Origin of the sequence: Streptomyces sp. NPDC057302 (genome assembly GCF_042667685.1) — a bacterium.
Taxonomy (GTDB): Bacteria; Actinomycetota; Actinomycetes; order Streptomycetales; family Streptomycetaceae; genus Streptomyces.
The window spans coordinates 1-19,576 of the sequence record NZ_JBHUZJ010000080.1; the positions used below are offsets into that span (position 1 = coordinate 1).

Here is a 19,576-nt window from a genome sequence, read left to right on the forward strand (position 1 = left end):
CTTGTACGGGGTCTGGGGCGGAGCCCCAGGTAGGTCCGGGGCGCAGGCACGGTTTTCGGGAAGGGGCGGGGTCGGGGAGAATTACGCCTTCCAGACGCCCGCCTCCGCATGCTCCCGGGCGAATTCCGCGAAGTCACGAGGCGCCCGCCCCAGGACCTCCCGCACCCCCTCGGAGAGATGCGCGTTGCGGCCGTCCAGGTTCGTCTCGAAAAGCTCGACCAGGAACTCCCGCTCCTCCTCCGGAACCCCGAACTCCGCGAGCGCGCCCGCATACTCCCGGGCGGACACCGGCACGTACCGAATCTCCCGCCCCGCAGCCGCAGCCACCTCGGCCACCGCGTCGCGGAACGACAGGAGCCGGGGGCCCGACACCTCCACCACACGGCCCGCGTAACCGGAGTCGGGACGCAGCACCGCCACCACCACATCGGCGATGTCCCGCGAGTCGATGAACGGTTCGAGGACCTCCCCGGCAGGGAACACCAGTTCCCCGGCCCGCATGCCGTCGAGCAGCGGACCCTCGCTGAGGTTCTGCGCGAACCAACTCGCCCGTACGACCGTCCATTCCGCCCCGGACTCCCGCAGCGCCCGCTCGGCGGGCTCCGCCTGGTCCTCGCCCCGTGCGGACAGGAGCACGATCCGCCGCACGCCGAGCGCCACCGCCTGCCGGGCAAGCGCGCCCACCGCCTCACCCGCGCCGGGCGCGCCGACGTCCGGCTGGTAGGCGAGGTACGCGGCGTCCGCGCCCCGCAGCGCGTCCTCCCACGTCGAGGGGTCGTACCAGTCGAAACGCACCGCGCCCGACCGCGAAGCGGCCCGCACCGTGCAGCCCGCCGCCTCCGCGGCCTCGGCGACCCGGCGTCCGGTCTTGCCCGAAGCGCCCGTGACCAACACCGTCATGTCCTGCGTGTTCAACGCGTTCTCTGTCATGACTTCAGTGAACTGGCCCGCGCCACAAGGAGCCATCCGCCAGGGACTCACCCCCATACGCGTGCGTCTACGCTTCGCGCATGGACGTACTCGCAGGCTTGCTGGAGGGCCCGCGCGCACGCGGAGCCTTCATGATCCGTGCGTGCTTCGACCCGCCCTGGTCCGTCCGCATCGCGGACGAGGCACCGCTGTCGGTCATGATCATGGTGCGGGGCACCGCCTGGATCGTGCCCGACACGGGTGAACCCCAGCTGATCCGTCCCGGCGACGTGGCCGTCGCGCGCGGCCCCGACCACTACACCGTCGCCGACGACCGGGCGAAGAAGCCCCACGTCGAGATCCGGCCCGGCGAACACTGCGTGCCCCTCGGCGACACCCCGGCCGACCAGTACCGCGACCTGGGGCGGCGCACCTGGGGTCAATCCCTCGACGGCGCCGCCGAGATGCTGATCGGGACCTACCAGGCGCGCGGCGAGATCACCGGCAGGCTCCTCGACGCGCTGCCCCCGCTCCTGATCCTGCCCACCGAGGTGTGGGACTGCCCGCTCACTCCGCTGCTCGCCGACGAGATCGCCAAGGACGAGCCGGGGCAGGACGTCGTGCTCGACCGGCTGCTCGACCTGCTGATGATCGCCACCCTGCGCGCCTGGTTCTCCCGGCCGGAGGCGGCGGCCCCCGCCTGGTACCGGGCGATGGGGGACCCGGTCGTCGGGCAGGCGATCCGGCTGCTCCAGGACGACCCGGCGCACCCCTGGACGATCGCCGCGCTGGCCGCGAAGGCGGGGGTGTCGCGGGCCGCGCTCGCCCGGCGGTTCACCGAACTCGTGGGCGAGCCGCCGATGGCGTACCTGACGGGCTGGCGGCTCGCGCTCGCCGCCGACCTGCTGCGGGACGGCGAGCAGACGATCGGCGCGATCGCCCGCCGCGTCGGCTACGGCAGCGCGTTCGCGCTGTCCAGCGCCTTCAAGCGGGTGTACGGGGTCAGCCCCCAGGAGCACCGCTCACCGGTCGCGTAGACCCTGACCGGCGTAGTCTTGCAGGCGTGTCGTACGAGACCGTCGAGTATGCGGAGCGGCCGTCCCGTGTCGCGGGCGCCGTCCTGTGGACGCGCGCCGGCGGCGGCGCGGCCGGCCCCGTGTACCCCGTGCTTCCCGACGGCTGCATGGACCTGATCTGGACCGGGGGCAGGCTTCTGGTCGCGGGGCCCGACACGCGCGCGTACCGCCCCGCACAGGAGGCCGCCGCGCGCTACGTGGGCATCCGCTTCTACCCCGGCACCGCCCCCGCCTTCCTCGGCGTGCCCGCGCACGAACTGCGCGACCGGCGGGTCGCCCTCGCCGACCTGTGGCCCTCGGCCGACGCGCGCCGCCTGACCGAGCGCATGGACGCGGCCCGCGATCCGGCGGCCGTCCTGGAGTCCCTCGCCCTGGCGCGCGCGGGCGAACCGCCCGACCCGCTGCTCGCGCACGTGGTCAAGGCCCTGGACGCCGGGCGTTCCATCGCGGCGACCGCCGACGAGGCGGGCATCAACGCCCGCCTGCTGCACCGGCGTTCACTCGCCGCGTTCGGCTACGGACCCAAGACGCTGGCCCGGGTCCTGCGCCTGCAGCGCGCGCTCGCCCTGGCCAGGGGAGGCCTGGCGTACGCGGAGACCGCGGTCGTCGCGGGCTTCGCCGACCAGGCCCATCTGGCGCGTGACGTCAAGGAGTTGACGGGGATGCCGCTGAGCGAGCTGCTCAGCCCGCGGCCGGGCTAGACAGCGGCGCGAACAGGTCGACGCCGTTGCCGTCCGGGTCGAGCACGGAGGCGTACCGCTGGCCCCAGAAGGCGTCCCACGGCTTCAGCTCACCGTGATGTCCGGCGCCGGTCAGCTGCTCGTACACGGCGTCCACGCCCGCGGGGGTCTCGCAGTGGAACGCGAGCCCGATGCGGCCCGAGCTCTGCGGCGGCTCCCAGTTCTTGTCGAAGGAGCGGATGGTCTCCTCCGTGTCGAAGGCGATGCGCAGACCGCCGGGAAGCGCCGCCTCGACATGCGGCTGGGCCTCGGCACCCTCGGGGAACTCCAGGCCGAGGCGGCGGTAGAAGGCGAGCGTGGCGGCCATGTCGCGGACGACGATGCCGACCAGGTCGAAGCGGGGTGTGATGTTCGTGTTCATGCCCCGCAGCCTAGGCAGCAGCTCCGCGCCCGTCTTGAAGAAAACGGACGCCGCGCCACTCCTTGCCGCCGCCCGCGCACGGTCGTACATGTGGGCAAGGAGTGCTGCAAGCACCGGTCCGAGGGGAGTCGACCGCCATGTCCTCCACATCCGCCATGCCCGCCATGCCCACCACGGCCGCGCTCGGCAAGCGCCCGGCCAGCCCGGTCCGCCTGGAGGGGGAGTACGACCCCGTGCTCTCCCGCTGGCTCTGGCTGGTGAAGTGGCTGCTCGTGATCCCGCACTACGTCGCCCTGTTCTTCCTGTGGATCGGGCTGTTCTTCACCACCGTGGTCGCGTTCTTCGCCATCCTGATCACCGGCAGCTATCCACGGGCGCTGTTCGGCTACACCGTCGGTGTGCTGCGCTGGACGTGGCGCGTCGAGTACTACGCGTACGGTTCGCTGGCCACCGACCGCTATCCGCCCTTCACCCTGCACGACGTGGCCGACTACCCCGCCCGCCTGGACATCGCCCACCCCGAGCACCTCTCCCGGGGGCTCGTTCTCGTCAAGAGCTGGCTCCTGATCCTGCCGCAGCTCCTGGTGGTCGGCTTCTTCACGGGCGGCCTGCGCTTGAACGTCGGCCTCGCCGGGCTCCTCGCCTTCTACGCGGCCGTGACCCTGCTCTTCAAGGGCCACTACCCCCACGGCATGCACGACCTCAACCTCGGCCTGCACCGCTGGGCCGCGCGCGTCCTGGCCTACGGCCTGCTGCTCACCGACGTCTATCCGCCCTACCGGCTCGACCAGGGAGACCGTGAGCCCGCGGGCTGATGCGCGAAGGTGAACGCGAACTCGGCCGGAGCGGCGTGCAGTTCGTACTGCGGCAGTACCCCGGGGCCGCAGGACTGCGAGCCGATGCCGTGCTGCCCGTGGTCGAGATGGACCCACACCGTGTCACCGGGGACGAGATCCGTGCGGTGCGCCGCCGCGTCCAGCTGCTCGGTGGTCCAGCGGCGCGCGGTGAACCAGAAGGCGGGCTCACCGGTCACCCGCACCCCCGCACCGGTGAAGCCCGCCCGCAGCTCGGCCCGACGGACGTCCGCGCGGGCGCCGTTCTCCTGCGGGCGCACGTAGGGGGTCTGCATGCGGTCGACGGGCATGGACCAGTTGCCGATGTCGGACGCCGCCGCGGTGTCCGGATACGCCTCGTGGGGCCCGCCGCCGAACCAGCGCGCGTGCCCGTACGCGGCGGGCAGGCCGAGCCGGATGCCGAGCCTGGGCAGCGGTGCCGTCCACTCGCCCTCGGGCGCGACGGCAACGGTCAGGCGCAGCCGCGTGCCGTCGGACGTCCAGCGGTAGACGGTACGCAGGCCGATGTCGCGCGCGGCGGGCGCCACGCGCGTGCGGACGGTGAGGGCCTCGTCCGTCAACTCCACCGCTTCGGTGCGGTGTTGCATCCGGTGCAGGCCCAGCTCCCGCCATACGAGGCCGTTGCGCTGTCCTCCTTGCCAGGAAGCCCCGTTGTCGTTGTCCGTGGGGGCCCGCCAGATGTCCAGACGCGGGGCGCTGGGCAGGGAGATGTCGGCGAGGCCGCGCAGTTCGCCGGTGCGGGCGTCGAAGGTGCCGGGGCCGAGCGTGATGAAGTCCCCGTCCCTGAGCGGCTGTTCACCGACTGCGGGAGGCAGGACAGGGCGCGCCGAGACGCGGAACTCGCCGCGCGCGACTCCATGGTCCAGCTTCGTCCAGTTCGTTTTGACGTCCACCATCGCCGTGAGGTGCAGGAAGGTCTCGGCGTGACGGCTCGCGGGCGGTGCGTCCGGCAGCTTCAGGTCGACGGATTCGCCGGGTCCGAGCTCCGGCGGAACGGCGAGGTCGCCCGCCGCGTACACCGCGTCGTCGTCGCCGATGTACGTCCACTCGAAGGACAGATGGGAGAGATCGGTGAAGTCGTGCAGATTGGTGACCCGGACCGTCCCCGTGTCCGCGTCGTACGCGAACCGCACCGGCTGGATGACCCGCTTGTACGTGTCGAGCCCCGGCGAGGGCGTCCGGTCGGGGAAGACCAGGCCGTCGCAGACGAAGTTCCCGTCGTGCAGCTCCTCGCCGAAGTCGCCGCCGTAGGCGTAGCCGAACTCCGGGTGGGTGAGGCCGTGGTCGATCCACTCCCAGATGAAGCCGCCCTGATTGCGTTCATGGGCGTCGAACAGCGCCTGGTACTCGCTCAGACCACCGGGGCCGTTGCCCATCGCGTGGCCGTACTCGCAGAGGATGAAGGGGAGTTGGCGGCGCGACTGCGGCTCGTCCGGGTCCTCGCGGCGGCCGATGCGCTCGACCTCGGCGTGGTCGGCGTACATGCGTGAGTACATGTCGGTGTCCGCGCAGGACGCGTCGCCCTCGTAGTGGATGAGCCGGCCCGCGTCCCGTGACCGGATCCAGCGTGCCATGGCGGTCAGGCCGCGGCCCGTGCCGCACTCGTTGCCGAGGGACCAGATGATCACCGAGGCGTGGTTCTTGTCGCGCTCGACCATGCGGGCCGCGCGGTCCAGGAGGGCGGGGGTCCAGCGGTCGTCGTCGACGGGGTTGCCGCGCCAGGCCTGCTCGGTGAAGCCGTGCGTCTCCAGGTCGCACTCGTCGATCACCCACAGGCCCAGCTCGTCGCAGAGGTCGAGGAAGGCGGGGTGCGGCGGATAGTGGCTGGTGCGGACCGCGTTGATGTTGTGCTGCTTCATCAGCCGGACATCGGTGCGCATGGTGGCGAGATCGAGGGCGCGGCCCGTCTCGGGGTGGAACTCGTGCCGGTTCACGCCGCGGAACAGGATGCGGCGGCCGTTGACCTTGATGACCCCGTCCTCGACGGTGACCGTGCGGAAGCCGATCCGCAGCGGGACGCGCTCGCCCGCCGTGGCCAGGACACCGTCGTACAGCCGTGGCGTCTCGGCGGTCCAGGGCTCGACGGCCACCGTCACGGAATCGCCCGTGGCGACATCGATCCCCAGCTCGGGCACGGTGACCCGGCCGTCCACGTCCGAGTCGACCCGCAGTGTCCCCGACCCCGCGCGATGGTCGTACGAGGCATGGGTGAAGAAGTCGAGCGCGCAGCCGTCGGGGCGGTGCAGCAGGGTCACGTCACGGAAGATGCCCGGCAGCCACCACTGGTCCTGGTCCTCCAGGTACGACCCGGACGACCACTGGTGGACGCGGACCGCGAGCACGTTGCCCGACGGCTTCAGGAGGTGGCCGACCGTGAACTCGTGCGGCAGCCGTGAGCCCTTGAACTCGCCGAGCTCCGTGCCGTTCAGCCAGACGCGGGCACAGGACTCGACGCCGTCGAAGCGCAGTGTGCCGCCGCCGGTCGCGGGCCAGTCCGCGGGCAGGTCGAAGGTGCGCAGGTGGTCGCCGGTCGGGTTCTCGGTGGGTACGCGGGGCGGGTCGACCGGGAAGGGATAGACCACGTTCGTGTAGAGGGGCGCGCCGTGGCCCTGCAGCACCCAGTGTCCTGGCACCGCCACGGTGTCCCAGGCCCCGGCGTCATGGCCGTCCGAGGCGAAGGATTCGTCGGCCGCGTCGGCATACGGGGAGAGCCGGAAGCGCCAACTTCCGTTCAAGGAGAGGGAGACGGCATCCGAGTGCGCATACCACGCGCGGGGCGGGAGGCTGCCGGTGCCGGGGGATACGTCCTCAAGGTAGGGGAGATCCATGGCCTCCATCAGACAGCGGGGAGGCGGGGCGTCACAACACCCACGCGGCGGGGGTTGTTGGATTCTCGGCGGCCGGGTTGGACGAATGCGTCACGTGCTGCGGATTTCGTCGTACGTCGCCGCGTACCCAGTTGCAATTCGTTGAGGTGTGGCATTTCGCGCGCGATATCGGTAGCTTGCGGAGGCGTGACCATCAGCCAGCAGCTTCCGCAGACCGACCGCACCCGCCACCGCCGCCTGCGCGAACAGGGCAGCCTGGACCGCGCCGACCTGGAGGCGATCCTCGACGCGGGGTTCATCTGCCATCTGGGCGTCGTCGTCGACGGGCACCCCATGGTGGTGCCGACCGTCTACGGCCGCGACGACACCCAGCTGTATCTGCACGGCTCGGTCGCCAGCCGCAGCCTGGCCGCCGACCCCGAAGCGGCCGTGTGCGTCACCGTGACGCACGTGGACGGCCTGATCCTGGCCCGCTCGGTCTTCGAGCACGGCGTCAACTACCGCAGCGCGATGATCCACGGCGTCCCGCGCAAGGTGACCGACCCGGAGGAGAAGCTGACGGGCCTGCGCCTGCTCACCGAGCACGCGGCGCCCGGCCAGTGGGACTACGCCCGCAGGCCCAGCCGCAAGGAGCTCGCCGCGACGACGCTGCTCGCCCTCTCCCTGGAGGAGGCCTCGGTCAAGACGAGCGTGGGCCCGCCGGACGACGGCGAAGGGCCGGACGCCGAGCTCGGCATCTGGGCGGGGAACCTTCCCCTGACGGCAGGCTGGGGCACCCCGGTCGCCGACCCGCTGCTCCCGCCCGGCATCGCGGCTCCGCCGCACATCGCCGGTCGCGCCGGGACACGGCAGGGCTCCATGGGGTCGTAGCGGTACTGATGGCCGGTGCGCGAGGGCTATCGGAGATCCAGGTCCCCGGAGATGACGCGCCGCGCCACCGATTCCAGGGGCACGCCCAGGGCGAAGGCCCGCGCCTTGATGAGCGCCAGGGCGTCAGCGACCGAACCGCCGGTCTGCTCGGTCAGCACGCCGACGGCCTGGTGGACCACGGCCCGCAGATCCGCGCCCCCGTAGAGCCCGGGATCCGAGTCGGGGCCGATCAGTACGCCGTCCGCCAACGCGTCGGCGACCGTGCGGAACTTCCCGGCCCTGGCCAGGGCCGGCGGGGGATCGTAGACGCTGAGCACCCCTATGCAGTCCGACGAGACCTTCAACGGCAGCGCCGCGACCGCATGCAGGCCGAGGGCGGCGATACCGGAGCCGTAACCGGGCCAGCGCCTCTCGAGTGCGGCGCCCGACGCGTATACCGCGCGCCGGTCGCGGAACGCGTCCAGGCCTGGGCCCGCGGTCAGGACGTACTCCAGATCCTGGGCGCCGCGCGACGGCCGGTCCGAAGCGGCCACCGCGAGCTGGCCCAGGTCGGCCCCGACGAGCGTGAGCGCGGCACTGAGGGTCCCGCAGGCCTCCGCTACTCCCGCCATGAAAAGAGGGCGCAGGCCACCACCTCTGCTCTCCGCCTCCGTCAACCTGGCGGCGTACGCCTGCTGGAGGCGGGCCGTGGTCAGATGGCGCTCGGCGACCGCTCGGTGCCGAGTCGCCATCGCCGCGTGGAAGTCGCGTCCGTTCTCCACGAACAGCCGCTCGTGCCGCTCGGCGTTCACCGATTCCTGCACAGCGCGTTCCGACGCCCGCTCGGCTCTCTGCCAGGCGGCTTCGGCCAGCCCGCCCGGCAGTCCGGAACTGCCTTGCCTGGAGCTCATCTTCACAGAGTACGGCGTACCGGTTCAGTTGCCGCCTTCAGTCGAAAGGTCTTCCATGAGCAGGACGACGCCGCCGTTGTGGGCGTCGAACGGGGAACAGATGACCGAACATTCGATGTGGCGTCCGATACGGTTCACCGCCGGGATGGACACGGGCCCGGCCCGCTTGCCCGACGCCACGCACTGCTGGATGACCTCGCGCAGATGGTCGGTGGGCAGCCCGAAGTCCAGGGCGAAGAACGACTCGCCGAGCACCTCGTCCGGACGCAGGCCCCACAGGTCGACAGCGCCGCGGTTCCAACTCCTGGCCCGCATGTCATCCGAGAGAACCACCACACCCGCCGCGATGCTGGTGACCACACCCTCCAGGAAGGCCCTGGCCTCGTCCAGGTCCGTGGTGCGCAGGCGCATCTCGTCGTTCATCGTCTCGAGCTCTTCATTGCCGGACTGGAGCTCTTCGTTGGTGGTCTCCAGCTCCTCGTTCGTGGACTGGAGTTCCTCGTTGGTGGTCTCCAGCTCCTCGATGCTCGACTGGAGTTCCTCGTTGGTGGTCTCCAACTCCTCGTTGGTCGCCTGGAGCTCCTCGTAGGCCGTCTCCAGATCCTCGCGGACGCGCTTGATCTCGGTCCTGAGCTTCGTGGCCTGCGTGACGTCCGTGAAGGTGATGTTGATGGCGAGGGGCGTGCCGGGGCCGCCCAGGATCGGCTGGATGTCGATGTCGAAGTACTGGAGCGCGTTGCCCAGGCGCCGCTCGGCGCCGTGCACCTGAAGCGTCCGCCGCTCGTGCATGGCCTGGTCGATCAGGGAGCGGAGCTCGATGGGCCGGTAGGAGAGCTCCAGGTCACGGAACGGGCGTCCCATGTCGTTGGACGTGAGGCCGAACTGGGCGCGGGCTCCGTTGTTGATCAGCATGACCGTGCCGTCGCCGTCCAGGGCGACGCTCGCTCCCGGCGACGCGTCGAGGATCAGGTCGTACAACTGCCTGGTGCGCGTGGCCTCTTGTTCCGCCATCGTCTCGGCGGCCCGGACCTTGACCGGGGCCGACGCGAAAGGCGGCAGGCTGTGGCCGGCACGGCGCCGGAAGACGCGCTGACGGATGCTGACCGCGTCGAACCGGTCCCCGTCGTTCAGGAGCATCTCGGCCTTGCCGAGGAAGAGATGGCCGCCCTCCCTCAGGGCGAAGTGGAAGCGGTCCAGGATCTGCGTCTGGGCCTCGACGTTGAAGTACATCAGCGTGTTGCGGCAGACGAGCAGGTCGAGGCGGGAGATCGGGGCGTCGCGGGTGATGTCGTGCCGCCCGAAGATGACCCGGCGACGCAGATCGGTCCGGAAGACGTGCTGCGTGCCGTACCGCTCGAAGTACTTGTCGCGCAGCTCCTTGTCGAGCGACGCCAGAGCCTTCGCCGGGTACTGGCCGAGGCGGGCGTCGCGCAGTGCCTCCTCGTCGACGTCCGTGGCGTAGATCTTGACGCGGCGCACGCATTCCTTGATGCCGAGCTCCTCCGCGAAGAGGATGGCGAGGGAGTACGCCTCCTCGCCGCTGGAGCAGCCCGCGCTCCACACCCGGATCTCGTCGTCGTCCCCGGCGGCCTCGACCAGCGCGGGCAGTACGTCGCGCTTGATGAGCCCCCACGCGTCCGGGTCCCGGAACACCGACGTGACGTTGATCAGGATCGTGTTGAACAGTGCACGGAACTCGTCCGTGTCCGTCTCCAGGAGATCGCGGTAGTCGCCGTAGTCCGGCACGCCGACGTCGCTCATCCGCTTGCGGATGCGGCGGCCCAGCGTGGACCGCTTGTATCCGGTGAAGTCGAACCCACGCGAGTCACGGAGGAAGTCGAGGAGGTCTTCCAGACCTTGATCGACGGGCTGGTCGCGTTCCGCGTCACGGGCCCGCCCCGCCCCCCGTGCCCGCTCCGTCTCGTGCTCCTGCTCCGTCTCGCTCACGCGCTCTGCTTCACGCACCTGCTCGGTCTCGCTCTCGCGCTCTGCTTCACGCGCCTGCTCCGTCACGTGCGGCGGCTCCGGATGGCCCAGCGCCCCCGGGCCGGCATCCTGCTCTGTCCCGGCGCCGGGCGAATCGCTCATCACTGCCTCTTGTCCTCGACGAGGCCGCGGACGGCCGCGGCGATTTCCTCGATACGGAGCACGAAATCCACGGCTCCGGTGTCGACCGCGGCGCCGGGCATCCCGGCGAACTGCGCGCTCTGCGGGTCCTCGACGATCACGGTGCCGCCGCGCGACTTCACGGCCTCCACGCCCATCGCCCCGTCGACACCGGTGCCGGTGATCACACAGGCGATGGCCCGTGGTCCGTACGCTCCGGCCACCGACTCGAAGAGCAGGTCGGCCGAGGGGCGCACGAAGTGCACGAGCTTACTGTTCGACAGGGTGAGTATCCCCTCAGGGCCCACGAGGAGGTGCCGGTCGGGCGGCGCCAGATACACGGTGCCGGGCACGACGTGCTCTTGGTCCTCGGCCAGCTTCACGGTGAGTTCCGTGCGCCGGGAGAGGACCTCCGCGAGGAGGGTCCGGTGGCGCGGATCGAGGTGCTGGACCACGAGCACCGGCACGGGCAGATCGGGGCCGAGCGCGCCGAGCAGCGAGCCGAGGCCCTGAATGCCTCCGGCGGACGACGCGACGGCCACGATGGCGAACGGTCCCGGTGTGTGCTCTTGCGACCTCACACCATTGAGCCTAGTCGCTGCGGGTCCGATCGGTCCCGTCGCACAGGGCGGCGGCGCTGACCCTTGTCGCCACCCAAGGCGTCTGCTTGACTCCGCCCGCCAGAACGCCAGAACGCCAACTCACCGGCGGAGGTCGCCATGGACATCACCCGCAGACGCCTGCTGTCCGCCCTGTCGGCCGCGGGCCTCCTGGCGGTGGTCCCCTCGCTGCCCGTGAGCGCGGCGCAGGCCGTGGCGGACAGCGCCCGCCTCCTGGCCAACACCGTGGGCATCTTCGCGGGGACCACCGAGTCCAACGCGCGCCCCGAGACGGCCGCCAAGCTCGCCGCCGTCGACAAGGCCGCCCGCACGAACCTGAAGTCGATGGACGACGCGGGCGCGGGCGAGCTCTTCGCCGGCCTCGCGCTCGGCACGGACGACGCCAACCTCAACACGGCCTACAAGCGGCTGTACGAGATCGCCCTCGCGACCCGCGCCCCGGGCACCCCCTCGGACCTCTACGGCAACACCGCCGTGCAGCGCCGCGTGATCGACGGCCTCGGATGGCTGCACGAGCGCCACTACGGCGACCAGTCCAAGGGCTACTACGGCAACTGGTTCAACTGGGAGATCGGCATCTCCCAGCACGTCAGCAAGACCCTCGCACTCCTCGTCGACGAGGTGCGCAGCTACCGGCCCGACCTCATCACCACGTACGTCGCCTCGATGGACGCCTACCTGCGCAACGGCACCGGTGGGGACGTGAACCTCGACTCCCGCTTCCACACCGGCGCCAACCTCGCCGACATCACCACCAACCGCATCCTTCAGGGCGCGCTCATCGGCGCGGGCGGCGAGGCCCGCATCCGCAAGGCCCTCACCGACCAGCTGACGGTCTTCGCCACCGTCGACCCCTACCACCTCAGCCACGGCGTGACGGACGGCCATTACGCCGACGGCTCCTTCATCCAGCACGCCTCCGTCGCGTACACCGGATCGTACGGAAAGGGCCTGCTCACGCGGGTCGTGCAGACCCTCAAGATCCTCGACGGCACCGGCTTCGCGCACGGCGAGGAGCTGGTGCCGACCGTCCAGAGGTGGGTGCGCGACGGCTTCGCGCCGCTCATCTTCGAGGGCTGGATGATGGAGATCGTCAAGGGGCGCGCGGTGTCGCGGCCCGACGGCGGCTATGTGGACGTCGCGATCGTCGTCGAGGCCGTCGTCGACCTCTCCTCGCTGTCCACCGGCGCCGACGCCACCGCCCTGAAGAGCTATGTGAAGCACATCCGCGCCACCTCGCGCGCCACGCTCGACCCCACCGGCTTCGTCTCGCCCGTCAGCATCGTGCGCTACACCGACATCATCGGCGACGCGTCGGTGGAGCCCGCCGACCTGAACCCCGCCGCGCGCAGCGTCGCCTTCAACGCCATGGACAGGACCGTCCACCGCAGACCGGGCTACGCCTTCGCGCTCGCACGCAGCTCCGACCGGATCAGCAAGTACGAGTACATGAGCGGCGAGAACCTCATGCCGTGGTTCCAGGGGGACGGCGCGTACTACCTCTACCTCTCCGGGCAGGACCAGACACAGGCGTACGGGGTGGACTACTTCACCACGGTCTCGCCGTACGGCCTCGCGGGTGTCACCGCGCCGGTCGAGCGGCGCGGGACGGTCCCCGAGCTGTACGGGAAGCCGTACTACGACAACCCAGGCCACCCCCTGAACTTCACGTCCTCGTCCGAGTCGCAGAACAAGTACGTCTACTTCCCGCGCGGCACCAACCGGCACTCCGGTGGCGCGGTCCTCGGGGCGTACGGCGCGGTCGGTGCCGTGCAGTCCAGTGATGTCGCCTTCCACGACCGCGCTCTGCTGCCGGACGACTTCGTGGTGTACCGGAACGCGACGGCGACGAAGTCGTGGTTCCTGCTCGACGAGGAGGTCGTGGTGCTGGCCGCGGGGGTGGGCGACGGCGCGGGGCGGGCCGTGACGACCACGGTCGACGCGCGGACCGCGGCGCCGGACGACCAGGTCTCCGTCACGGGGGAACTGCGCAACGGCCGCCCGTGGAACGGCGCGGGCACGGGTGACCTGCGCTGGCTGCGCTACGCCAACGCCACGCGGCGCACCTCCGTCGGCTACCTCTTCCTGGACACCCCGAAGGTGCGCATCGCCCTGGACAAGGTCACCCGCAGCCGCCGGGTCGTGCGCACCGCCAACGCGGACACCCCGGTGACGCGCACGGTCCTGGGCGTGACGGTGGACCGGGCCGCCGGGGCCGGTCCCATCTCCCTGGCCTACGCGCTGGTGCCGAACGCGGGCGCGGCGGGGCTGGGGTCCTACCGGGGCGGGCAGCCGCTGAAGGTCCTCGCGAACACCGTGCGGTTGCAGGCGGTCAGCCACGCGGGCCTCGGCCTGACCGCCGCGAACAGCTTCACCGCGGGACGCCACGAGGTGGCCGGGGTGCGGATCGACGGGCCCGCGTCGGTACTCGTGCGGCGCCAGGGGCGCGGCTCTACCAGCGTGGCGGTGTCCGATCCGACGATGGACCGCGCCAGGATCAGCGTGCTGCTCCGGGGCCGTCCTCTGCGGGAGGTCAAGGCCGACGCGGGGGTGCGCGTGAGCCGGGCGCACGGCGGCACCCGGCTCGACGTCGACACCCGCCACGCGTACGGCCGGAGCTTCACGGTGACGCTGCGGGGCTGAGGCGCCCTTCGCGGGGCGGGACTCTTCGGGGGCGGGGCTCAGGTTTCGTCGGCGGTGCCGGTGCCGGTGCCGGTGACGGTGACGGCCTGCACCGGGCAGGCCCGCACCGCCTCGCGCACCAGGGGGTCGCCGCCCCCGTCCTCACGGCCGGGGAGCACCTCGCTGAAGCCGTCGTCGTCCTGGGTGAAGACGCTCGGAGCGGTGAGCGCGCACATGCCCGCACCTACGCACCGCTCGGTTTCCACATGGACCCGCATGTTGACCACCTACCAGATGACGGGGAGTTCGAGCATCCCCTGGATCGTGTCGCCCGGCTTGAACGGAATCTCCCGCGCGGGCACCGCGAGACGCAGCTTCGGCATCCGGTCGAAGAGGGCCCGCAGGGCGATCTCGATCTCGGCGCGGGCGAGGTTCTGGCCGAGGCACTGGTGGATGCCGAACCCGAAGGCGAGGTGATGGCGGTCGGCGCGGTGGAAGTCCAGTTCCTCCGGAGCCTCGTAGGCCGTGCCGTCGCGGTTGATGAGGGACGTGGAGAAGATGACGCCGTCGTCCGCGCGAATGGTGCTGCCCGCGACGTCGATGTCCTCCTTCGCCACCCGCAGCATGCCGTCCGCGATGGACAGGAAACGCAGCAACTCCTCGACCACCGTGGGCATCAGCGTCCGCTCGGCCCGCAGTTCGGCGAGCTGCTCCGGGTGCTGAAGGAGGGTGAACGTACCCAGGGAGATCATGTTCGCCGTGGTCTCGTGCCCCGCGACCAGCAGGATCGTCGCCAGGCTGACCAGCTCGTCGCGGTCGAGCGCACCCTCGGCGAGCTGGCGGTGGATCAGCTCGTCGAGGAGTCCGTCGCCGGGCTCCCGCTGCTTGCGCTCGATCAACGCGCAGAAGTAGGCGTCCAGTTCGTCCCGGGCCCGCTCGGTGTCCTCGGCGCGGGGGCCGCGCAGCAGCCGGCGCGACTGCTCCTCGAAGAACTCGTGGTCGGCGTAGGGGACGCCGAGCAGGTCGCAGATCACCATGGACGGAACCGGCAGCGCGAACGCGCCGACCAGTTCGGCCGACGACCCCGCCGCGGTCATGGCGCCGATGAGCCGGTCGACGGTCTCCTGGATACGCGGTCGCAGCGCGGCGATCCGCTTGACCGAGAAGCTGGGGATCAGCATGCGGCGCTGCGTGTTGTGCAGGGGGTCGTCGACGCCGAGGAGGGCGACACGGCGGTTGCTGATCTTCGCGAACCGCTCGGTCGGCGCGGGGAACGCCTCGTTCTCGCGGTCGGTGGACAGGCGCGGGTCGATGAGCAGGTCGCGGGCCGTTCCCTGCCCGGTGACCACCCAGACGGAACGCCCGTCGAAGAGCCTGACCCGGGAGAGCGGCCGGGCCTCGCGCAGCGGCTCGTACGACTCCGGCGGGTGGTAGGGGCAGGTGCGGTCCTGTGGGAAGGCGACTGGTTCGGACGTGACTGATTCCGTCATGGACTTACCTCACAAGCGGAGGGGCTCCCTTTACCTGTTCCATTGGATGCCTGGGGCATCTACTTGGTCCACGACAAGACAAGCCAGATAACGCCCCTTTTGCCGTACGAATCTGGCCGGAATCACCCCCTCCGCTCAACCTTCTTGCGTCTAGGGCCGCCGAGGGGCGCGCCAGGGGGCGTGCGCTTCGAGGGCACGCTTGACCGGCGCGTGCCGTGGGCAGGTGTTCGGTGTGCGCCCCCTTGGGGGATTCGGCGTGGCCGGGGCCCCAGGTGTCGCTAAGGTCCCCCCCATGCTCATCCCCGCCTTCGTCGACATGCGGCCCATCGGAAGGTGCAATCTCAGCTGCCCCTTCTGCTTCGGCCCCAGGCACGAGGTCCCCTCCATGTCCAGGGAAACGGCACTGCGGGTCGCGTCCGCGCTGAAGGACGGGGGTGTGCGTGGCGTCGTCATCTCCGGGGGTGAGCCGACCTTGCTCTCCTATCTCGCCGAGCTCGCGCGGACACTGCGCGGGCCCCAGGCGGACGGGCGCTCGGCAAAAGTGGTGCTGAGCACCAACGGCCTCGCGCCCCTGCGCGCGATGGAGCGCGTACTGCCCCACCTCTCCTGGATCGCGCTGCCCCTGGAGTCCGCGGACGCGGCGGAGCACCGCGCGCTGCGCACCGGCGTCGCGCCGCACCGGGAGAAGATGCTCGGCCTGCTCGGAGAGGTCCGCAAGAACCACCCGCACGTCCAGGTGAAACTCGGCACGGTCGTCACGCGGCTGAACGTCGGGGGCGCGCCCGACGTACTGAACCTCATCGAGGACGCCTGCCTGCCCGACGTATGGAAGGTCTACCAGATGTCGGAGACCAACTACGGCGCCGACAACCGGGGTTGGCTCGCCCTGGGCGACGAGGAGTTCGAGGACGTCGTCCACCGGTGCGAGGCGGCGGCCCGGGAGCGCCGGGTCGCGCTTCGGGTCTACCGCAACAGGAGCCGGACGGGCAGCTACTTCTTCATCGACCCGGACGGCGAGGTCGTCGTCATCGACGACGGCGGCGAGCGCAGGACCGGGAACTTCTTCACGAGGCTCGCGGAGCGGGAATCCCCGCTGTCCCACCAGGTCACCGGAGCCAGGAACGTCGAGAACTTCACCGGCACTTACCCGGATGCGCCCCCGGACGCACCGGACACATGAGGAGTCCGCGATGACGGCACAGGTACGCGTAGGGGTCCAGGCGATCGTCCGTGCGGGCGGTCGCGTGCTGCTGGGCCTGCGGACGAACACCTTCGGCGACGGCACCTGGGGGCTGCCCGGCGGCCATCTCGAAGTGGGGGAGTCCCTGGTCGGCGCCGCCTGCCGCGAGCTGGAGGAGGAGACGGGCCTGCGCGCGACCGGCACGCGCGTCGCCTGCGTCACGGACCCCGACCCGGCGGCCAATCACCACATGCAGGTCGGCGTCGAGATCCTCGACTTCACCGGTGAGCCCCGCGTCCTGGAGCCCGAGCGCTGCCTGCGCTGGGAGTTCTGGCACCTGGAGGCCCTGCCGGGACCGCTCTTCGTCGGCTCGGCCGGCGTGCTCCGCAGCATCAGGGGCGGCGCTCTCCATCTGCCTTGAACCGGTCGTCCGACTGTGCGCGCACCGCGTCCCGCAACGCCGTCTTGTGCTGTTCCTCGCTCGCCTCGAACTGATCGAGGGTGCTGGCCAGTTCCCACTGGATGTCGAACTCGGCCCGGCTGTCCGAGTAATACCGGCTGTCCTTGTGGAACTCCACCTCCAGCACATTCAGCTTGCGCCGCGTCCTGCGCTCCGGGTTTGACGTGATGTAAGGCTCGAAGAATCCGCGGTCCGTGGTGAGCAGGGTCGAACCGGGGATGTCGATATGCGTGAGCCGTAACTCGATACGGTCGTGATATGTCTCGCGAAGCGTGCGGTAGGCGTCTATCACGTGCAGGAAAGTCTTCGAGTAGTAGTCGCTCGCCGCGATGATGTCCACGATGTTGTGGGAGTTGGGGCGCTCGGCCGTCGCGTCGTGCTTGGTGAAGATCGCGAGATTGTTCCAGGGGCTGCTGATGATGGCGTAGAAGTAACTCCCCTGATTCAGGGCGTGGATGACCTGCGGATGGAAAAGCTTCAGGTCCTTCAGGAAGAAGGACGCACCCGCGTGCGCGACCAGCCTGATCACATTGCGTTCGTGCCGGAGCGCGTCACCCTTGGCCTTGTTGCGGGCGCTGTTCTCCTGAGGCGTGTAGACATGCTCGATGAGATAAGGGAGTTCGTCCGACGGCGCGGTGGCATCCCGCATGTCCGCGAGCGCCGCACGCAGCGCGAGCGTCTGGGAGTGGTCACGGCCCAGGGTCCGCGCGGCGCTCGCGGTGGCCGAGTCGAGCAGGGACACGGCCTGATGCCTGCGCGAGGCACAGGCCGCCGTGCCGTCGGCCGCGTCGAACTCCGCGGTGGCCAGCGCCGCCTGGGCGACGAGCGTCTCCTGATGATCGGCGCCGAGGAGCGCGGCCGCCCGGAGGTGGGCGATCTCCAACGCGCTCAGCTCCGCCTCGATCTGCTCCTCGTCCTGCTCCGCCTTGGCCGCCTGGAATCGCGCCTGGGCCAGCGCCGAGCGCGCTGCGACAGCCTTGGGATCGTCGTCGTCCTTGAAGCTCGTGAACCAGTCGACCGAAGAGGCGAAGTCGTCCAGGGTGCGGTTGAGTTCGACGGTGTCGCGCCGGATCGACGCCACCTCGACCCGCACCCAGTCGGCGGTGAGCCGCGCCTCCGGATCGCCGCCGTAGTACCTGCCCAGTACGGTGACCGCCTTCTGCGCCCAGATCTTGGCGTCCTCCAGATGCCCGGCCCGCAGACTCACGGCGCTCAAGTTGGCGAGGATACGGGCGAGTTCGGGAGCGGCGGCGCGCTGAGCCCGGTTGAGGGCGTAGTTCAGGACCATGCGGGCCCGGTCGAGATCGTCGTGCTCCGCGAGCAGCGAGCCCAGTTCGTTCCAGGTGTCGGCCGCGAACAGCTCCTGGTCCGCTTCGGCAAGCTCCATGTGGCGCAGGGTCACCGCGGCGAGGGCGTGCGAGCGTTCCCTCATGTCGAGGGCGAGGAGCAGCTGCGCGAGATTGATGTGCTGGCGGGCGTGGGGCCGAAGGAGCGCGTAGGGCGCTTGTGGGTCGGTGAGCCGCTCCACGTAGCCCGCGACCGATTCCTTGAGGTCGGAGCGGGCCGTGCCGTGCGCCTCAAGAGCGTCCTCCGCCGTCGCCAGCGCCTCGCTGACGTTCGCGATCGTCGTCATGTCCCCTCCAGGAGACGGGCCGCCCTGGTGTGCGGCATGCTCGTCACGGCCGGGGCCGGTGCCAGCGCAGGTTCACATAGCTGGTCACGGCGGCCAGTCCGGCCGGCACCGTGCGGTCCTTGCGGGCCAGTGCTTCCGCCTCGTGGTCCTGGCGCACCTGGTAGATGCGTTCGGCGTCGGACAGCGGCTGTTGCGGTTCGGGGCGGAACTTGAAGGTGTCGAATCGGCGCACCGCCTCGTCGATCGTGCCGGCGAACAGCGTGCCCTGAGGCGCGTCCGTGGTGGCGGGCCGCGCGACGAGCAGCCCGAGGACGACCGAGGGACGGTCGGGGCCGGGCTCGCCACGGTCCACGGGGCTTCCGGAGAACTTCCGTACGTCGTCGCACGAGCCGTCGTGCCGCAACCGGTGGCAGTTGACGGCCTGTTCGCCCGTGCTCTGATAGATGACCGATACGTGGCTGACGGTTCCCCGCAGCCTGCCGTTGCCCGACGGCCTGCGGGCCGCGGTCCACGCTTCTCCTTCGCGGGCGACGTCGAAGTGGATGCCGGGCAGGGGCACACTTTCGCCCTTCTGGAAAAGAATCTTCACGAGAGCCATGTCGGCGAGGAGATCGAATTGCTGGACCTCGCCCTCGATGCGCCTGCCGTCCGGGAGCCGGAGGAGGACAGGGCGCATGCGATGGTCTTTGTCATCCCCCAGGCAGTGCGCGGCAGTCAGCGCGAAATGCCTGGTGAGGCGTACACCGGAACCGATGCGATCGTTGTTCCGGAATATCTGGATCAAGTGTTTCTGGTGCGGCTGTTGATGCGGCTCGTGATGCGGCATGGGTTCGTCCCCCCGTCCGATCCCAAGAGCGAGCAACCGCCCTGTGCGGAGGCTGGCTGCTCTTGCACGGTGAATATGCAATGGTAGCCACGAAGGGTTCCGGGCCGGGAG

At 70.5% G+C, this 19,576-nt stretch carries 18 protein-coding genes; 8 read left to right on the top strand and 10 right to left on the bottom strand.

All coding sequences use genetic code 11. The features are described from left to right. Positions 1-81 precede the first annotated feature (81 nt). Positions 82-930, bottom strand: a complete 849-nt coding sequence (locus tag ACFUPX_RS36135; RefSeq protein WP_383332476.1) for an NAD(P)H-binding protein — start codon at positions 928-930, stop codon at positions 82-84. 80 nt (positions 931-1,010) lie between these two features. Between ACFUPX_RS36135 and ACFUPX_RS36140 the strand changes: the two genes are divergently transcribed. Together ACFUPX_RS36140 and ACFUPX_RS36145 are read left to right on the top strand one after the other, a co-directional pair. Continuing rightward, the gene (locus tag ACFUPX_RS36140) at positions 1,011-1,946 is read left to right on the top strand and encodes an AraC family transcriptional regulator (protein WP_383332478.1); all 936 of its coding nucleotides are present in this window, start codon (positions 1,011-1,013) and stop codon (positions 1,944-1,946) included. Between the two features lie 26 nt (positions 1,947-1,972). Beyond that, complete coding sequence (locus tag ACFUPX_RS36145) at positions 1,973-2,686, top strand: DUF6597 domain-containing transcriptional factor (protein ID WP_383332480.1); 714 nt, start codon at positions 1,973-1,975, stop codon at positions 2,684-2,686. Here ACFUPX_RS36145 and ACFUPX_RS36150 read toward each other — a convergent pair. Next, positions 2,667-3,074, bottom strand: a complete 408-nt coding sequence (locus ACFUPX_RS36150; protein ID WP_383332534.1) for a VOC family protein — start codon at positions 3,072-3,074, stop codon at positions 2,667-2,669. The genes ACFUPX_RS36145 and ACFUPX_RS36150 overlap by 20 nt on opposite strands. Before the next feature lie 149 nt (positions 3,075-3,223). Here ACFUPX_RS36150 and ACFUPX_RS36155 point away from each other — a divergent pair, with 149 nt between their 5' ends. Next, positions 3,224-3,901 (top strand): DUF4389 domain-containing protein, encoded by a 678-nt coding sequence (locus ACFUPX_RS36155; RefSeq protein WP_383332482.1) that lies wholly within the window; start codon positions 3,224-3,226, stop codon positions 3,899-3,901. On the opposite strand, the gene ACFUPX_RS36160 is transcribed toward ACFUPX_RS36155, so the two are convergent. Beyond that, complete coding sequence (locus ACFUPX_RS36160; RefSeq protein WP_383332484.1) at positions 3,862-6,768, bottom strand: glycoside hydrolase family 2 TIM barrel-domain containing protein; 2,907 nt, start codon at positions 6,766-6,768, stop codon at positions 3,862-3,864. The two genes, ACFUPX_RS36155 and ACFUPX_RS36160, sit on opposite strands and share 40 nt — an antisense overlap. Positions 6,769-6,960: 192 nt before the next feature. Between ACFUPX_RS36160 and ACFUPX_RS36165 the strand changes: the two genes are divergently transcribed. Further along, on the top strand, positions 6,961-7,638 hold the full coding sequence (locus ACFUPX_RS36165; RefSeq protein ID WP_383332536.1) for a pyridoxamine 5'-phosphate oxidase family protein: 678 nt from the start codon (positions 6,961-6,963) through the stop codon (positions 7,636-7,638). A gap of 26 nt (positions 7,639-7,664) precedes the next feature. Here the strand turns inward: ACFUPX_RS36165 and ACFUPX_RS36170 are convergent, their stop codons facing one another. Genes ACFUPX_RS36170 through ACFUPX_RS36180 form a run of 3 tightly spaced genes read right to left on the bottom strand, consistent with a single transcriptional unit; the run spans position 7,665 to position 11,215 of the window. Further along, positions 7,665-8,528: a GAF and ANTAR domain-containing protein gene (locus tag ACFUPX_RS36170; protein ID WP_383332486.1), complete on the bottom strand. Its 864-nt coding sequence runs from the start codon at positions 8,526-8,528 to the stop codon at positions 7,665-7,667. A gap of 24 nt (positions 8,529-8,552) precedes the next feature. Next, positions 8,553-10,616, bottom strand: a complete 2,064-nt coding sequence (locus ACFUPX_RS36175; RefSeq protein ID WP_383332488.1) for a CheR family methyltransferase — start codon at positions 10,614-10,616, stop codon at positions 8,553-8,555. Beyond that, positions 10,616-11,215, bottom strand: a complete 600-nt coding sequence (locus ACFUPX_RS36180) for a chemotaxis protein CheB (RefSeq protein WP_383332490.1) — start codon at positions 11,213-11,215, stop codon at positions 10,616-10,618. Before ACFUPX_RS36180 ends, ACFUPX_RS36175 begins: the two co-directional genes overlap by 1 nt. A gap of 138 nt (positions 11,216-11,353) precedes the next feature. Here ACFUPX_RS36180 and ACFUPX_RS36185 point away from each other — a divergent pair, with 138 nt between their 5' ends. Continuing rightward, entirely contained in the window at positions 11,354-13,897 is a 2,544-nt protein-coding gene (locus ACFUPX_RS36185; RefSeq protein ID WP_383332492.1) for a polysaccharide lyase family 8 super-sandwich domain-containing protein, read from the top strand. Positions 13,898-13,935: 38 nt separating this feature from the next. Here the strand turns inward: ACFUPX_RS36185 and ACFUPX_RS36190 are convergent, their stop codons facing one another. Both ACFUPX_RS36190 and ACFUPX_RS36195 read right to left on the bottom strand, forming a co-directional pair. After that, on the bottom strand, positions 13,936-14,154 hold the full coding sequence (locus ACFUPX_RS36190) for a ferredoxin (RefSeq protein ID WP_383332494.1): 219 nt from the start codon (positions 14,152-14,154) through the stop codon (positions 13,936-13,938). Between the two features lie 9 nt (positions 14,155-14,163). Then, positions 14,164-15,366 (bottom strand): cytochrome P450, encoded by a 1,203-nt coding sequence (locus ACFUPX_RS36195; protein WP_383332496.1) that lies wholly within the window; start codon positions 15,364-15,366, stop codon positions 14,164-14,166. A gap of 316 nt (positions 15,367-15,682) precedes the next feature. Between ACFUPX_RS36195 and ACFUPX_RS36200 the strand changes: the two genes are divergently transcribed. Then, positions 15,683-16,546, top strand: a complete 864-nt coding sequence (locus tag ACFUPX_RS36200) for a radical SAM protein (protein ID WP_383332538.1) — start codon at positions 15,683-15,685, stop codon at positions 16,544-16,546. A 10-nt stretch (positions 16,547-16,556) separates the two neighbouring features. Further along, entirely contained in the window at positions 16,557-16,967 is a 411-nt protein-coding gene (locus tag ACFUPX_RS36205; RefSeq protein ID WP_383332498.1) for an NUDIX hydrolase, read from the top strand. Here ACFUPX_RS36205 and ACFUPX_RS36210 read toward each other — a convergent pair. Both ACFUPX_RS36210 and ACFUPX_RS36215 read right to left on the bottom strand, forming a co-directional pair. Further along, the gene (locus ACFUPX_RS36210) at positions 16,939-18,639 is read right to left on the bottom strand and encodes a hypothetical protein (protein ID WP_383332500.1); all 1,701 of its coding nucleotides are present in this window, start codon (positions 18,637-18,639) and stop codon (positions 16,939-16,941) included. The two genes, ACFUPX_RS36205 and ACFUPX_RS36210, sit on opposite strands and share 29 nt — an antisense overlap. 43 nt (positions 18,640-18,682) lie before the next feature. Further along, on the bottom strand, positions 18,683-19,423 hold the full coding sequence (locus ACFUPX_RS36215; RefSeq protein ID WP_383332540.1) for a serine protease: 741 nt from the start codon (positions 19,421-19,423) through the stop codon (positions 18,683-18,685). Between ACFUPX_RS36215 and ACFUPX_RS36220 the strand changes: the two genes are divergently transcribed. Continuing rightward, entirely contained in the window at positions 19,319-19,552 is a 234-nt protein-coding gene (locus ACFUPX_RS36220) for a hypothetical protein (protein WP_383332544.1), read from the top strand. The genes ACFUPX_RS36215 and ACFUPX_RS36220 overlap by 105 nt on opposite strands. Positions 19,553-19,576 lie beyond the last annotated feature (24 nt).